Here is a 15,485-nt window from a genome sequence, read left to right on the forward strand (position 1 = left end):
TAACATGCTGGTTTTTGTAGCCGATGAATGGCAACGATTGCGCCAAGATAAATGGTTATTGGCATCCATCACTTGGCTGCCAATACTGATTGCCATTTGTGTGTGGTGGATATTCTCGCAAGGCCTTGCTCGGTCATTGCCTATTGCGATAGTGGATCATCAACACAGCAAGTTGTCTTATCAACTGGCTCATAGTCTTGATGCAAGTGATACCCTGAAAGTAAGTGCTAACTTGTTATCGGAATACGAGGCAAAAAAAGCGCTCAGTGGCAGTGATATTTATGCTTATGTTGTCATTCCTAAGCATTTTGACCGAGACATTCTGTTGTCTAATCCGCCGCAAGTGAGCGTGTTTTATAACAGTCAATATATCTTGGTGGGTAAGCTGATTAACTCTGCGATTGTTCGTGCAATTGGCACTTTTGACGCACAAATAGAAACCTTAAAGCACTTATCGCTCGGTGGAGAAACCGTGAAAAGTGCCCTTGGTCAGTCAGTCGCAGTGCGCAATCAGATCACGCCATTATTTAACAGCAATAGTAACTATGCCCAATTTTTGGTTTCGGCAATTGTGCCCGCGATTTGGCAAATTGTGATTGTGGTTGGGACCGTACTGACTTTAGCGTTACATAAACGTGAAGGACTTATGCAGCACTGGCCAGAGCAAGGGACGCTACGCTGCTTGATAAAAACACTCGCTTGTTATATCCCCATTTATCTTCTTCTTGGTATGAGCTTTTTAGCTTGGTTCTATCTCTACTTAGATTGGCCGATGCACGGCGGCTTGGGTGTGTTGGTTGTGGCTCAGTTAGCCACAGTGATTGCTTGTATGCTGGTGGGGTGTGTCTTCTTTTTTATTACCTTTGATGCGGCAAGAGCCTTGAGCTTTGCTGGCGCATTTACTGCGCCTGGCTTTGCCTTTATGGGGATTACTTTTCCTGTGACAGACATGAACGTGCTAGCGCAGTTTTGGCGCAGTTTATTGCCCATTAGCCATTATATTGAAGCGCAAGTTAGCCAAGTTTCTTATGGCGCGGCAACATGGCAAACCCTTGAGCATATTCTTCCTATGTTGGGTTATTTGTTACTGCTATTGGTGCTGGCTAAATTAGCCAATAAAAAGATACAAGGTGCGTCTAATGAACTGGCGTGAGATTTTTAAGCAAGAACTAAAAGCCATTTTAACCAACCCTGTGGTAGTACTTACTATCTTTGGCGGGGTTGTATTCTATTCATTCTTGTATCCGTTACCCTATGCAAACGAAACGCCGAGTGAGCAACATATTACCGTGGTTAACTTGGATAAAAGCAAAGTCAGTTACGATCTGGAACGGATGGTGGATGCCACGTCGCAAATTCATATTACCCAATCAGCGCACAGTATTGAGCAAGCTAAACAGCAGTTTTTAGACGGTGAAGTGCGCGGTATTCTAGTGATACCAGAGCACTTTTATCGCGACCTATTGCTAGGTAAAAGTCCAACCCTCGCCTTTGCCGGAGATGCTTCTTATTTTCTGGTATACGGCACAATAGTGGAGGGGCTTGCGAGAGCTGGTGGCACGTTAGCAGCCGAAGCTAAAGTGGCTCGTTTAGTGATGGAAGGTGAACCCTTGGTAACCGCGGTAAGCCATCACAGCTCAATTGATTTGAATATGAAGCCCACCTTTAATGCATCTGGCGGATATGTAAATTACGTTGTGCCTGCGGTATTTGTATTGATACTACAGCAGACCTTAGTCATGGGTGTTGGCATCGTCGGCGCGACTATCGCCAAACGAGAATCTTATGCTCGTTTGTTGGCAAGAGTGGTCTGCTTTAGCGGATTTTACTATGTATTAAGCGCTTATTACTTTGGTTGGAGTTTTGATTTTTACTCCGTCTCGCGACTGGCAAACCCATTACAACTGTTTATATTCACCACGCCATTTTTGCTCTCAGCCAGCATGATAGGTCTCTTATTAGGCATGATCGTCCCCAGAAGAGAACTGGTGACGGTAATCGTATTAATGAGCTCTATGCCTCTCGTATTTAGCGCTGGATTTATATGGCCACTAGAAGCGATCCCTGCCCCAATTATCTGGTTATCCAATGTATTCCCAAGTACGCCAGCCATTCAAGGCTTTTTACAGCTAAACCAAATGGGCGCAGACTTCTCCGAAGTGACCCCTCAATACTTCATATTACTCGCGCAAGTAATGGGTTGGTCGTGTGTGGTGTATTGGGTGCGAAGAAAGAAAGGACAGAGCTTTGATGTGAGTGAGTCAAACTGATGAGTTGTGAGTAACGCTACTACGACACTTAACCCTTGGTTCTCACTCTTAAATGCTTTGTATATGCCTTTCTTGTATCCTTCAGGATACTGGCATACAATTAACAAGGAATAGAGGAGTTGTTGATGCCTGAGATACTCAAAAAGTTGTTAGGTTTGAAGTTTATCATGTATTACCTAGACAATGACTCACATAATCGACCTCATGTGCATGTTGAGTATGGTGAACACCGTGCATCCATTGCCATTGATAATATTGAATTGCTCGCTGGGTATTTACCGGCCAAAAAGCTTGTGAAAGCTGAAAAATATATTGAACAGCACAAAAGTGAATTGCTGATTGAATGGGATAAAGCCGTCAAAGGCATAACGATTAAGAGGGTTAACTGATGCTGAAGATAATTGATGTTGATTGGGAATCTGGTTATGAATTGGAGCTTGAGTTCAGTGACGGTTTTCGTGGTACGGCTGATCTAACCGCTGTATTTGAAACGGAAGCCTTTTCTAAAGTCGGATCTTTCACGGAGTTTTCTCTCGAAGGTACTTATCTCGATTGGGGTGTTGCGGAAGTATCAGCGACAAAGTTGCGCCAATTAGCTAAGCAATATGGAAAACACCTCGATGCGAAAGAAAGAACAATCTCTCCTGATGATATTGAAGCCGTTTTAAAACAAGCTGCTTGGGACTCTATCACTCTTAATAGACCTGATATTCTTCAAGCCGCTATTCGTGGCTATATTGAAGAGTATGGAATTCAAAACGTACAACTCAAAACTAACCTAAAAAGTAGACCAAGTATCTACAAAGCTTTGAGCCCCCATACTTCACCTAAGTTTGATACTTTGGTTCAGCTAGCCCACGGAGCATTAGCCGTGAAAGCCGAAAACGAAGCCTTTAGCCAGTAATATTTTGCTCCCAACTTCTAGGTGCATCTTGTAGAAAGTAGATGAGATTCACTTCAAGCTACTCACCAAAGAGTAATTTACTAATAGAAGACGAGTGACTGCTAAATATTGTGTATTTAACGCGAGAGTCAATGAAGCAAGGTGTTGAGGAATACATTAGGTATTACAACCATGAACGGTTGCATACAACACTCGGTGACTTAACACTGATCAACTACGAAAAATCACAAAATTAGGTGTCCAGTTGCGCTTGACCGGAATATAACCATTTACACCTTGGGTTAGAACACCGCAGAGTACACTATAAGTAGCACTTTTATTTTTCTATCCAAATCTTCATTCCCAATTCATTCGCTACCACTAAAAAATTCTCTAGTGAAGTATTTGCCGGATCCTTCATTATTCTCATTAAAGTGGAACGAGATATGTCCGTTTGCAATTCTAGATCTTCATACGAGACACCTTTTCTGCGCTCGCGCAAATCATTGATAAGCAATTCTTTACTATATATAGAATAAGAAGGTACAGGTGAATTCGATGCTTCTTCTATATCAGATAACATTTCTTCTATGTTTGCTGATATATGTTGTAGATCTTTACGAAGTTGGAAGAGTTTTGGATTCATATTTTACCCGTAGTGTTATATTTGAACTATATATGCGATTTCTATTCACTATAGTGTCAAATATAAAACAAGCAAAGCACTGAAAGGTCTTATATGGTGCTTTTTGTCGATATTTTTATTATTTATTCCAAATATGAACCTTAATCTGGTTCATCTATGCGTTAACACTATCACTGAAGACACTAAAGGTTTTTGGAAAGATAGGAGCAGAAACTTCTTAGTTTTAATTGACGGCGGGAGTCATATCAACGTCACATTAGGAGTGCTGTTACTGGTTATACTTAAGTGAAGCTGAAGTGCCAAGCGTAAGGGATCCATTGTCATATGCTGTCACACTGCTATACTTTGTATAACATTGTAATACAAAAGGTAAGTTAATGAGAAATGAAATGCTCAGTACTCGCATTGATCACGATACTAAGGTTGCATTTACTAGTATTTGTGATGAGGTCGGTTTAAGTACATCACAAGCAATCAAGTTGTTCGCAAAAGCTGTAATTAACCATGGCGGTATTCCTTTTGATCTAAGAGTACCACAACCTAATGATGTAACTGCTGCCGCTATTCAAGAGCTTGTTGAAGGAAAAGGTCACAAAGCCAAATCTGTTGAAGCTATGCTATCAGAGCTAACAGAAGCCAAAGTTAACAATGTATAAGCTCGAATACTCAACTCAATTTAAGAAAGATTTTAAGAAAGTAACAAAAATGCCTATTCCCGACATTGTTGAAGTTGGAAATATCATATCTAAGCTTCAACGAGGAGATACGTTAGATCCAAAGAATGTCGATCACCCTTTGACTGGTAATTGGGTAGGGTTTCGAGATTGCCATATCAAGCCCGATTTAGTGTTAATTTACCGTGTCCATGATGGACTACTTCAATTAGCGAGAGTTGGCTCACATAGCGATTTATTCTGAACCTCGCTTAGACATACCTGCATATACATTTTCTAAAAAGAACTTTAACGCTATGCATACGCAGTTATTGCGTGAGTTAATCTCCGTGAACAAGCGTCTTCTATTATTGTTTGCGATAGTTGCTCAATATGATGACGTTACTCATATCGAGCACTTGAGGCTTTAATGCCCATAATTGCCACTGGCTAACAAGCTCTTCATTAGGGTAAAAGTACTCTTTTTTGTATTTACTGGTACGAGGAAACTGACCTGAGAATAAGTTAAAGCCAAGTAGGTCATTATCGTCAAGCAACATTCCATCTTCATAGCAGTGGTGTTCAAGATGCCAATGAACATCATTTAGGTGAGTTTGTACGCTACGGTCACTTCTAGGGTGGAAGGCACAGTTAATCACTTCTTTATTGTAATGGTCAATGCAGTTATCTATCTCTACCGTGTCAACACCACTATTATTGGCGAGAGTGTGAAAGCACGTTTTTAGCATAGGCTCAAAGGTGTTTAGAAACTGATCAATGTCACCTTTCTTTCCTGCTAGTACAGTGATACAAAAACGACTTTGATAATCCATCGCCATTAAGTACTTTTTGCGTTTGATGGAGACACAATGGAGCACCCAATGCCATTGGAAGTTATTATTTTTGTCGGTATTAACACTGTCTGGAAACGTCGCGGTTTCAATCGACTCTAGGATGGTTTTATGTGGTGCAGGCTCTAAATCAGAGATCTTTTTGCCTTGACGCTTGACCGTAAAAAACTCGACCGCGGCTTTGGTACAGTTAAAAACTAACATTTAGTGTCACCTACTTTTGATAGTACTTACCATTTTTATGGTGTTATATTTTTCTCGAATTATATGCTCATTCACACTAAATTTCCTACCAGCATCAGATCGTTATCTTTGCTACAGCAAAGGTAAGCTTTTCTACCTTTCCTGACTTAAATTCCACTCGTTAAATAATGCTGCGCATACGCTCAATTTAGCAAAGTTATATTCAGAGAATGATGGCCTGTTTATTTTTATTGCTATTAAACAATGACTTATAAATTATCGATAAGTGTGAGTTTATAGTGCTTGCATATCAGGATTATAAAAAACTCAAGTGCTATGTTATAACGTCGGCCCTAATTGTTTGAAGCATGTCACATTTAATGAATATCAAATCAACTGAAAACACCAATGACGATCGTTACCTGCTGGTGATGTCATCACTGAGTCGAGCGCTATTGGGCGCTGCGGGGCTTTGCGTTTTATGGTTGGCAATTAAATGGGCGATCGCTTTAGCATGATTAATTTTACTGAGTTAGTCATTGGCTATCAAAATAAAGCGGTATGTCATCCTATTTCAGGTCAGATAAAGCTGGGTTCTATGTCGGCAATTGTAGGGCCGAATGGGGTGGGTAAATCCACGCTATTAAATACTTTATGTGGGTTAATTCCGGCGATATCGGGCACAACTAGCCTGAAAGATTTTGATAAAAAAAGTATTGCTTGGTTGCCGCAAAAGTCGAACATTGATCAGGATTTTCCAATCAATGTTTTTGAAGTAGTTTCTATGGGCTGCTGGCCGCGAAAAAGTATTTTTGGCCGCTTGTCTAAAAAAGACATGCAGCAGGTTGATTGGGCATTGCAACAGGTTGGCATTTCCGATCTTAAAAAGACTAGTATCAATCGTTTATCTGGTGGTCAATTTCAACGCATGCTGTTTGCGCGCTTATTGGTTCAAGATGCACCAATAATGCTGATGGACGAGCCTTTTGCTGGTATCGATGAAGATACTCAAATGCTCATTCTCAAGCTTGTTCTTGAATTGCATCGTAAGGGTAAAACTATTGTTGCGGTATTGCATGATATCTCAATGGTTGAAAGCTACTTTACGAACATTATCCGACTCAATAATGGGCAGGCTACTTTTGAACAAAATAACAACTTGAATCAGGTAACACACTAACACTATGTCCATACATATTTTCGATGCGTTTTGCCAGTTTGGTTTTATGCGACGCTCTCTAGTCGCTTGTGTAGTGCTCTCTTTTAGCTTACCTCCGCTTGGTATCTTTCTATTATTACGCCGCATGAGTTTAGTGGGTGATGCGCTTTCTCACGCAGTATTACCTGGAGTGGCGATCGGCTACCTTTTTGCCGGCATGTCGCTGTTTTATATGGGGGTTGGCGGTTTTGTCGCGGGGCTGTTTGTGGCATTAACATCCAGTTGGATCAGTAAGCGTACCAAACTGAGCGAAGATTCAACCTTTGCTGGATTGTATCTTGGTTCACTGGCATTAGGGGTGATTTTAGTCTCCTATCGCAAGAACAGTATTGATTTACTGCACCTACTTTTTGGCTCATTGCTGGCCGTGGATAACGCCGCTTTAGTCTTTATTGGGGTGGTAGTGAGTATCACTATATTAATACTGGCTATTTGTTATAGAGCGATTGTCTATGAGTCGTTTAACTCTAGCTTTTTCTCTGTTTATTCAAGCCGTTATTCAATTTACATCCACGCCTTATTTATGGGGCTGGTGGTATTAAATCTTATTGCAGGTTTTCAGGTTTTAGGCACGTTGATGTCGGTAGGCTTGATGATGTTACCTGCTATTTCAGCTCGATGCTGGACAGACCGATTACCGTATATGCTGATGATTTCTATTGTGTTTGGCATGATCAGCTCATTATTTGGTTTGAGCTGGTCTTGGTACCAATCTATTCCGGCAGGACCTGCCATTATTTTGGTCGCTTTGTTTATTTTTATCCTGTCTATTTTCTGTGGAAGCAAAAAGGGAATGCTACGACAGTAATTGACGTCATTATTAACTAGGAAAATTCAATGAAACTATTAAAACTTGCGGGCGTAACTTTGGCTCTTGCAACAAGCAGCGCTGCAATGGCAGGAACAGTAAATGCCGTCGCAAGCTTTTCTGTATTGGGTGATATCGTACAGCAGGTCGGTGGTGAGCATGTTGCAGTGACGACTTTAATTGGTCCTGCAAGTGATCCTCATTCATTTTCTCCAGCACCGCAAGATAGCGTGACTTTAAACAAAGCTGACGTGGTATTTGTGAGTGGCTTAGGTCTTGAAGGCTGGATGGATCGTTTAGTTAAAGCGTCTGGCTATAAAGGCGAAGTTGTGACTGCTTCTAACGGTATTCAAACTCGTAGCATGATTGATGATGGAGAGAAAATCATCGATCCTCACGCATGGAATAGCATGGCTAATGGCGTAACTTATGCCACTAACGTAATGAATGCTCTGATTAAAGCTGATCCTGAAGATGCAGATTACTTTAAGCAACATGGCGAGCAGTACATCAAGCAACTGACTGAACTTAATGATTGGGCTGTAGCAACATTTAATGCAATTCCAAGAGAAAAACGCAAAGTGCTGACTAGCCATGATGCATTTGGCTACTTTGGTGCGCAATACAATGTTGATTTCATGGCTCCACAAGGCTACTCCACTGAGTCTGAAGCAAGTGCTCAACATATTGCTGAACTGATTAATCAGATCAAATCTGAAGGCGTGAAGTTCTACTTTATGGAAGATCAAGCCGATCCTCGCTTAGTGAAGCAAGTGGCTGCTGCAAGTGGTGCAAAAGAAGGCGGTGAGCTTTACCCAGAGGCATTGTCTTTGGATAGCGAAGCAAATACTTATGCGAAAGCCTTTAAACACAACGTGACGGTTATCGCTAATAGCATGGAGTAGTGTGATGCATTCTATCAAACCCACATTTCGAGCAACATTGGTTAGCTTGTTGTTCTTGTTATTTTGCCACTCAGCGATGGCTCATCCACATTCGTGGATAGACACTGAGACGCAAATACTAGGCAATAGCAAAACCATTGATGGTTTTAAAATGAAATGGACGTTTGATAGGATGACTACGGCATATTTGTTCGATGGTGAGGACATGTCGCCTCAGCATCGACAGCAAACTCTACAGACTATTTCAGCTTCTGTTATTGATAATATGCGACCTTCACATGACTTCACCTATTTGGATGAAGGCAAGCAGGCGTTTAAATATCAAGACGTGACCGATGCTAAATTGAAGGTGGTAAAAGGTAAGGCTATTTTAAGTTTTACCCTTCTTTTAGATAAACCCTACCTGTTTGATGGCAACAAGCTGCAATTACGCATATTTGATCCTTCTTATTATGTGGATATGTCTTGGCAATCGTCTAACGACATCAAATTTGCCAATGCGCTACAGCCATATTGTTCTTCATCTTTGGTTGAGCCACATCCAAGTGCTTCTCAAGTCAATAAAGCCATGTCGATACCGATTGATGCTCCCCCCGATACTCAGTTAGGTAAGGTCTTTACTCAAACGCTGAACTTTAGTTGCTTAAATAAAAAGGTGTAAAAAATGAAGATACATAAAATTACGCCACTTGAAGCGCCGCAACCGACTAAAGTCAGCATGTCTAAACCTATGCTAGTGATAGCAATGGTGCTATTGCTTGTCGTAGTAGCGTTATGGTTTTTGTGGCCTGTTATTTTGCTAGAAAGTATTCACCTGCAAAAAGAGTCTTTAGATTACCTTACCGATCAGTTTTATAACGGCGATAGCCAATCCGACCTCATTATATTGGGTGTTTGTTTCTTATATGGGATTTTGCATTCTCTTGGTCCCGGCCATGGCAAAGTGGTGGTCAGCACCTATTTGGCAACCAATGAAACCCGCCTTAAAGCGGGCATTTTTATTACGATGTGTTCTGCGGTAGTGCAAGCTCTTGTTGCAGTGACCTTGGTTAGCACCTTTGTTTTTGTGTTTCACCAAACCATGCGCAAACTCAATACAACCGTATCAGAATTTGCCACCTACAGTGGCGTATTAGTTGCTTTGCTCGGCGCACAACTTATCTATAGCGCAATTAAGTATCTTTACACTTCTAGTAAGGCTAATCAGCACCAACACAGTGACAGCTGTGGCTGTGGACATAAACATTCTGCGAATGCTTCCGAGCTAAATAGCATTTCTAAGCCAAGAGAGTATTTGATGATTATCCTTAGCATAGGTTTAAGACCTTGCTCGGGCGCTATCTTAGTGCTGTTTTTTGCCAACTTGACTCATCTGTATTGGCTTGGGGTGATTGGTGCATTTTTAATGGCAATCGGTACTGCTATCACAACCTCGACCATCGCTTTTTTAACTGTGACAGGGCGAAAGTTTATCCAGTATTACGCTAAAACTGCTCGTTCAGGCGTCACTATCATTTTGCCGACATTAATGAAGTGTTTAGCAGGGTTATTCTTGATTGTTCTAGGTGTATTACTCATTGTGATACCTAGCTATGGCATCTCACCTATCTTCTCTTAACGATTGAATGTGAAGCCAATTTCAAGGCCTGCCCCCCAGTTATTATTTTGTGTATCTAAGTTTGTAAGTCATTCTCATTTAAGAGGATGACTATACGCGTTTGGCTAATTATTATCCGGCGTAACTGTTCTTTTCTAAGCAATCTTTTCCAAACCATATTATGACGATTTCAAGACGCAACTTCCTAAAAGGCTCTCTGGCGACGGCAATTGTCGCAGGCGGTGGTCTCACTCTTTTCCCTATTGATAAAGTGTTTGATGAGGGGACTCAAATTATTCCTCATGCGAGTCATTTTGGGCCGTTTAATGCGGTGGTAAAAGATGGGGTTGTGATTGGGATTCAGCCAATTTCTGAGCTTGATGCAATGCCAACGCAGATGTTGACTAAAGGTATTTTGAGTCGTTTATACGATGATACCCGAGTGCAATATCCAATGGTGCGCGCCTCTTACCTAGCCGATCCTACAGGCGATACGAAACCTCATTTACGTGGTAAAGAGTCCTTTGTACAAGTGAGTTGGGAGACAGCGTTGTCATTGGTTGCCAATGCGATTAATCACACCGTTGAACAACATGGTAACGAAGCCATATTTAGCAGCTCTTACGGCGGATGGGCTCACCCTGGGCTAATGAAACCGCATGTATTGCAAGGTCGCTTCTTTAATCTGATTGGTGGTCAAAGCTCAACAACGGGCGATTATTCTGGTGGCGCTTCACAAATTATTCTGCCGCATGTGATTGGCGACATGGAAGTGTACTCTCCGCAGACAGCGTGGCCTGTCATCAAAGAGAACACTGAAACCTTCGTGCTGATTGGTTGTGACCCTTGGAAGAACAACCGCATTGAAGCGCGCATTGCTGATCATCAAATGTATCCGCACTGGAAAGAGTTTGTGCAAGCGGGTATTAAATTTATTTCAATTAACCCACAACGCACCCATACCGATGTTGAACTGGATGCCGAGTGGGTCAAAATTGTCCCGAATACCGATACCGCGCTGTTCTTGGCTATGGCGCAATATGTGTATAGCCAACAGATGCACGATGTGGAGTATCTTGAGCGTTATACCGTCGGTTCTGATAAATATATCGATCATCTGCAAGGTAAGGATGACGGTGTCATTAAGTCGCCAGAATGGGCGGAGAAAATTACTGGTATTAGCGCTGAAGAGATCAAATCTTTAGCGATTCGTTTTGTGACTACGCGTACTCAATTTGCCGCTTCTTGGTCGCTACAGCGTGCCGACCACGGCGAAATGGTGCATTGGGCGATCATCAACTTTGCCGCTATGATCGGCAAAATAGGTAAGCCTGGAGAGGGGGTTGGTTTTAGCTGGCACTATGGTAACGGTGGTATGCCACAATCGGGAAAAACGGCGCCAATTGGTTTGTCGCAAGGCCGAAATCCGGTGAAATCTATTTGTCCTGCCTCGCGCATTTCGGAGATGTTGAACAACCCCGGTAAATCTTTTACCCGAGATGGTCTTGAGTACACCTATCCTGACGTGAAAATGATTTATAACGCCGGTAATAATGTGGTTTCTCATCAGCAAAACACCAACGAGTTTATTAAAGCATTAAACGAAAAAGTAGAAACCTTTGTCTGCCAAGACCCTTGGTGGTGCGCATCGTCGCGCTTTGCCGATATCGTCCTGCCTGCTACTAGCACATTAGAACGCAATGATGTTTCCTCTGGCGGCACCTACAGCGCGGATAAAGTGTATGCAATGCGTCAAGTGATTGAGCCTTATGGACAAAGCTTGGATGATTTTGAGATTTTCAGACGATTATCCGCAATGTTTGGCGTAGAAAAAGCATTTACCCAAGATTCAACGGCTGACGATATTGTGAAGAAAGGCTATCAAGCATCATCCGCAACGTTGCCTTTTGATGATTTCTGGCGACTGGGCGTTGCCCCTATGCCTGTCCCTCAACAAGCTAAACAATGGGTGAGACATGGCGATTTTTATCAAGATCCTGATAAAAACCCATTGCACACACGTTCGGGTAAAATAGAGCTTTATTGTCAAGATATCGCCGATTTTAATATTAGTGATTGTCCGCCAATGCCAAGCTTTATGACGCCAAGTGAATACTTAGGTAACGCAGATGATTTACAGGTACATGTGGTCAGCCCGCACCCGAATATGCGAGTGCACTCGCAACTGGCCAATGCCGATATTCGAAATATCGAAAATGTTCAGGGACGCCAATATGTTCTCATTAATCAGCAAGATGCAAAGAAGCGAGGCATTAAGGCCGGTGGTTTAGTTGAAATTTACAATGAGCGCGGCCGAGTGATTGCGGGCGCGAAAGTCTCTGATCAAATCATGCCGGGCGTCATCAGTTTAGAGGAAGGGGCTTGGTTGCAGTTTGATCAAAAAGGTCGCTGTAATGGCGGAGCAATTAACGTATTGACCTCAAGCAAGGCGAGTAGTGGTCTTAGTCAGGCAACCATTGCCAATACGTGTTTAGCGTACATGAAGCCTTGTATTGATCCTGAATCTGATAATCGTGCCTTTGAACCGCCCGTTATTAACACTAACAAGCAGACACACACAGTCAAAGCTGCGCCTATTTCGGTGCGTGCAAAAACCAAGACTGCGGAAGCACAAAAAGCGGCTAAGCCAAGCATACACAGTGCCGGTGAAAACCTATTTTATGAGCGCTGCACTATGTGTCACTCAGCAAAAGATCCTAAGCAATACACCAAAGCACAATGGCATAGTATTACTCAAAGTATGTTCCCAAGAGCGGGACTTGACCCTGATCAGAGAAAATTGGTGATGGCATTTTTAGAAGCTCACGCGAAAGACGCGAAATGATAAATTGAGGGTGACGGGCTTTCTCTTATCATAGTGTTGATAGGGGAAAGTATTCGGTAATCAGTCAGTCTATTTAGTGTAAATTGAAGAGGCTATTGCTTTGGGTAGCAATAGCCTCAGTATTCAATGGTATAGCGTGATTATTTAGCGAAGTTGATAATAGGGAAACATTTTAAGAAACCATTATCCGCGCAGTTAATCAAACCCACCTGTACACCTTCAATCTTTCTTGTGTGGTTGAATATACCTACTTGCACTTTCGATTGCTTAGAAAGGCTAACAACACCAATATCAGCCATTGTGTTACCGTCAGAGATGTTGGCGATAGACAAGTTAACACCTTTAACATTGTGAGTAATGTTAGCCGCACCCAAGTTCACACCTGTTGTTTGGCCTGTGTTCCAGTTAAACCAACCCCAAGATAAACCTTTCATCTCTTGGTTCACTTTGTTGGCACCAAACATCAAGTTGAAGTTTAAGCCGGTAGTACGGTCAGTTTCAGACATACCAACCAGTGATACATCCACACCTTTTACTTCTGATACTTTACCGTGCAGTACTGATAATCGTACGCCTTTTACTGAGTTGACGTGTGGCGCATTCATATCGATGGTTGAAAACATAACTGGTGCTTCTTGTGCACAAGCAAATGAGGAAGCAATGCTTGATGCCAATGCTACTGCGACGAGTCGTTTTTTCATGTTGGATGTATCCTAACTATTGAATATTGGCTCAATCATAGACGTGACATTGATTTGATATAAGCAACAAAAATGGAAATTTATCTTTATCGACAATGTGTTGCTTAACGGCGATTAAAGGGAGAAACCGCTTCTTTTTCCCTTTGAGCACCGTTAAGCATAGGGTTAGCTAGGTTTTTGCAAGGTTAGTTCACCGCAGTTAGTGGTTCAGTTTGAGTTTTTATCGTGGTTTGTTCCAGCTCGACAACGCGTTCAAATAGCTCTGTTAAGTGGCTTTGATGGCTAACCATTAATAAGGTACTATGAGGTAATAACGTTCGCAATTGCTGAATCAATTGATAGGCGACTGGCTCATCGAGGTTACTTGTGGCCTCATCTAAAATTAGCAGCTCTGGTTTTAACACCAATGCTCGCGCAAGGGCTATCTTTTGCTGTTCGCCCCCAGAGAGCTTTATTTGCCACTCGGTTTCAATATCTAACTCTGATATCAAAGCCGCTAAGCCTACTTTTTCTAGTGCGCTTTGATAACGCTCATTTTCAGGTGTTGCCGCTTGCGGATAGCTCAAACATTCCCTCAGAGTACTTTTAGGAAGGTAGGGCTTTTGCGGTAGCAGCAGTACATTCGAGTCTTGGGTGTGATAATGACCGTTATAAAATGGCCAGATCCCCGCTAATGTGCGTAACAAGGTCGATTTTCCTAAGCCGCTAGCGCCTTTAATTAACAACGATTCGCCGCTATTTACCTGCAGATTAATATCTGAGAGTAATGTTTGGCCATTCGGCTTTTGGATTGACAATTTTTGGCATGCAACGCCGTTTGTATCCGTAATAGGATGTAGGTTTGGACGTTGCTGCTGAGCCAATGTTTCACATTTATCCATAGCATCAATAAATTGCGTCAAACGAACAATGGTGGCACTCCAACGTGTTAAGTTGTCGTAGCTAAAGATGAACCAGCTTAGTGAGCTGTAAACACGCATAAACGCCATTCTCACCTGAAACAGGCCACCAACGGTGATAACACCAGCCATTAATGCAGGGATTGCGGCAAAGTAAGGAACCATTGCTGCGATCTGATGATAGGTGTTGACCACCATCCCCAGTTTTTTCTCTCGTCCCATCAAGGACTTCCAGTTATCAGAAATGGTGTTGAAAGTGGAATCAAGCTGTGATTTTTCTCGTTGTTGTCCATTCATCAATGCAATTTGTTCTGCGCTGTCTCGGCTGCGCAGAAGCCTTGCTCGAAAGTCGGCTTCTCGCTTTTGCTGTTGATAATGAAGACGATGCAGTTGGTGACCAAAAAAGTGTGTCACGCCTGCGCCCACAAAGGAGTAAATAATGGCCAGCCATAATAGGTAGCCCGATATTTTTACATCATCAAACAAAGGCAATAAGAAGTCGCTAGAAAGGTTCCATAGTATGACGCTAAATGCGCTGATTGTGGCGACACTTTTAATCAGTCCAAGGATCAAGTCCAAAGTATCGGTGGTTAATAATTGGATGTCTTCGGCAATTCGTTGATCTGGGTTATCAGGCTCTTCGGTAAGCGTTAAACGATAAAAGTTTTGATTGCTGAGCCAGCGGCTAACAAGGCGTTCGGTAAACCAAGTTCGCCAGCGTATCTCTACCCATTGTTGTAGCCATTTTGCGTATACCCTCATGACGACAATGATGGCAACAATCAGGATGAACTTGCCTAATAAATCATAAATTAATGGGCCATCTAAATTGGCCAGCGCATCAAAAAACTCTTTGTTCCAGACGTTTAGCTCGACCATGACTTGCACCAGCAACAATGAAAGTGCCACTGTTGCCGCAAACAATAGCCAAGAAATAAGGCTAGTACGATTGAGCCAATAGGGACTGGCAAGAGCGAAAAATTGTTTAAGAATTGACATACATTCCCTGATAGTACTAAAGCACA

General features: G+C 42.3%; 17 protein-coding genes and 1 pseudogene. 14 read left to right on the forward strand and 4 right to left on the reverse strand.

The window, feature by feature from the left end:
* Positions 1–4: 4 nt before the first annotated feature.
* From A9260_RS03420 to A9260_RS17240, 5 genes and pseudogenes are all read left to right on the forward strand, one after another.
* Positions 5–1,153 (forward strand): ABC transporter permease, encoded by a 1,149-nt coding sequence (locus A9260_RS03420; RefSeq protein ID WP_068696223.1) that lies wholly within the window; start codon positions 5–7, stop codon positions 1,151–1,153.
* Positions 1,140–2,270, forward strand: coding sequence for an ABC transporter permease (locus A9260_RS03425; RefSeq protein WP_068696225.1), 1,131 nt, complete (start codon positions 1,140–1,142; stop codon positions 2,268–2,270). Before A9260_RS03420 ends, A9260_RS03425 begins: the two co-directional genes overlap by 14 nt.
* Before the next feature lie 125 nt (positions 2,271–2,395).
* Positions 2,396–2,659, forward strand: a complete 264-nt coding sequence (gene dhiT, locus A9260_RS03430) for a type II toxin-antitoxin system toxin DhiT (RefSeq protein WP_068696227.1) — start codon at positions 2,396–2,398, stop codon at positions 2,657–2,659.
* On the forward strand, positions 2,659–3,174 hold the full coding sequence (gene dhiA / locus A9260_RS03435; protein WP_068696228.1) for a type II toxin-antitoxin system antitoxin DhiA: 516 nt from the start codon (positions 2,659–2,661) through the stop codon (positions 3,172–3,174). The genes dhiT and dhiA overlap by 1 nt, the downstream gene beginning before the upstream one ends.
* A 98-nt stretch (positions 3,175–3,272) precedes the next feature.
* A pseudogene (locus tag A9260_RS17240) lies at positions 3,273–3,410 on the forward strand (IS3 family transposase); the annotation flags it as partial.
* An 80-nt stretch (positions 3,411–3,490) separates the two neighbouring features.
* On the opposite strand, the gene A9260_RS03440 reads toward A9260_RS17240, so the two are convergent.
* Positions 3,491–3,799: a helix-turn-helix domain-containing protein gene (locus tag A9260_RS03440; protein ID WP_068696229.1), complete on the reverse strand. Its 309-nt coding sequence runs from the start codon at positions 3,797–3,799 to the stop codon at positions 3,491–3,493.
* 377 nt (positions 3,800–4,176) lie between these two features.
* On the opposite strand from A9260_RS03440, the gene A9260_RS03445 reads away from it, so the two are divergent.
* Positions 4,177–4,455, forward strand: coding sequence for a type II toxin-antitoxin system RelB/DinJ family antitoxin (locus A9260_RS03445; RefSeq protein ID WP_068696230.1), 279 nt, complete (start codon positions 4,177–4,179; stop codon positions 4,453–4,455).
* Positions 4,448–4,717: a type II toxin-antitoxin system RelE/ParE family toxin gene (locus tag A9260_RS03450; RefSeq protein WP_068696232.1), complete on the forward strand. Its 270-nt coding sequence runs from the start codon at positions 4,448–4,450 to the stop codon at positions 4,715–4,717. Before A9260_RS03445 ends, A9260_RS03450 begins: the two co-directional genes overlap by 8 nt.
* 103 nt (positions 4,718–4,820) lie before the next feature.
* Here the strand turns inward: A9260_RS03450 and A9260_RS03455 are convergent, their stop codons facing one another.
* The gene (locus A9260_RS03455) at positions 4,821–5,507 is read right to left on the reverse strand and encodes a DUF6933 domain-containing protein (protein WP_068696235.1); all 687 of its coding nucleotides are present in this window, start codon (positions 5,505–5,507) and stop codon (positions 4,821–4,823) included.
* Positions 5,508–5,866: 359 nt separating this feature from the next.
* On the opposite strand from A9260_RS03455, the gene A9260_RS16885 reads away from it, so the two are divergent.
* The 7 genes from A9260_RS16885 to A9260_RS03485 all read left to right on the forward strand — a co-directional run bounded on the left by A9260_RS16885 (position 5,867) and on the right by A9260_RS03485 (position 12,860).
* Positions 5,867–6,004 (forward strand): hypothetical protein, encoded by a 138-nt coding sequence (locus tag A9260_RS16885; protein ID WP_156683998.1) that lies wholly within the window; start codon positions 5,867–5,869, stop codon positions 6,002–6,004.
* Positions 6,001–6,666: a metal ABC transporter ATP-binding protein gene (locus A9260_RS03460; protein WP_197485242.1), complete on the forward strand. Its 666-nt coding sequence runs from the start codon at positions 6,001–6,003 to the stop codon at positions 6,664–6,666. Before A9260_RS16885 ends, A9260_RS03460 begins: the two co-directional genes overlap by 4 nt.
* A gap of 4 nt (positions 6,667–6,670) precedes the next feature.
* Positions 6,671–7,513: a metal ABC transporter permease gene (locus A9260_RS03465; RefSeq protein WP_068696239.1), complete on the forward strand. Its 843-nt coding sequence runs from the start codon at positions 6,671–6,673 to the stop codon at positions 7,511–7,513.
* A 29-nt stretch (positions 7,514–7,542) separates the two neighbouring features.
* The gene (locus A9260_RS03470) at positions 7,543–8,418 is read left to right on the forward strand and encodes a metal ABC transporter solute-binding protein, Zn/Mn family (RefSeq protein WP_068696241.1); all 876 of its coding nucleotides are present in this window, start codon (positions 7,543–7,545) and stop codon (positions 8,416–8,418) included.
* Positions 8,419–8,422: 4 nt separating this feature from the next.
* Entirely contained in the window at positions 8,423–9,079 is a 657-nt protein-coding gene (locus A9260_RS03475) for a DUF1007 family protein (protein ID WP_068696242.1), read from the forward strand.
* A gap of 3 nt (positions 9,080–9,082) precedes the next feature.
* On the forward strand, positions 9,083–10,036 hold the full coding sequence (locus A9260_RS03480) for a nickel/cobalt transporter (RefSeq protein WP_068696243.1): 954 nt from the start codon (positions 9,083–9,085) through the stop codon (positions 10,034–10,036).
* A 160-nt stretch (positions 10,037–10,196) separates the two neighbouring features.
* Positions 10,197–12,860 carry a molybdopterin-dependent oxidoreductase gene (locus tag A9260_RS03485; RefSeq protein ID WP_068696244.1) on the forward strand — a complete coding sequence of 888 codons (2,664 nt, stop codon included), beginning with the start codon at positions 10,197–10,199 and terminating at the stop codon, positions 12,858–12,860.
* Positions 12,861–13,000: 140 nt separating this feature from the next.
* Here A9260_RS03485 and A9260_RS03490 read toward each other — a convergent pair whose 3' ends face one another.
* Together A9260_RS03490 and A9260_RS03495 are read right to left on the reverse strand one after the other, a co-directional pair.
* Entirely contained in the window at positions 13,001–13,561 is a 561-nt protein-coding gene (locus A9260_RS03490; RefSeq protein WP_068696246.1) for a VC2662 family protein, read from the reverse strand.
* Between the two features lie 185 nt (positions 13,562–13,746).
* Positions 13,747–15,459, reverse strand: coding sequence for an ABC transporter ATP-binding protein/permease (locus A9260_RS03495; RefSeq protein ID WP_068696248.1), 1,713 nt, complete (start codon positions 15,457–15,459; stop codon positions 13,747–13,749).
* Positions 15,460–15,485 lie beyond the last annotated feature (26 nt).

Source organism: Vibrio sp. UCD-FRSSP16_30, from assembly GCF_001676025.1.
GTDB lineage: Bacteria > Pseudomonadota > Gammaproteobacteria > Enterobacterales > Vibrionaceae > Vibrio.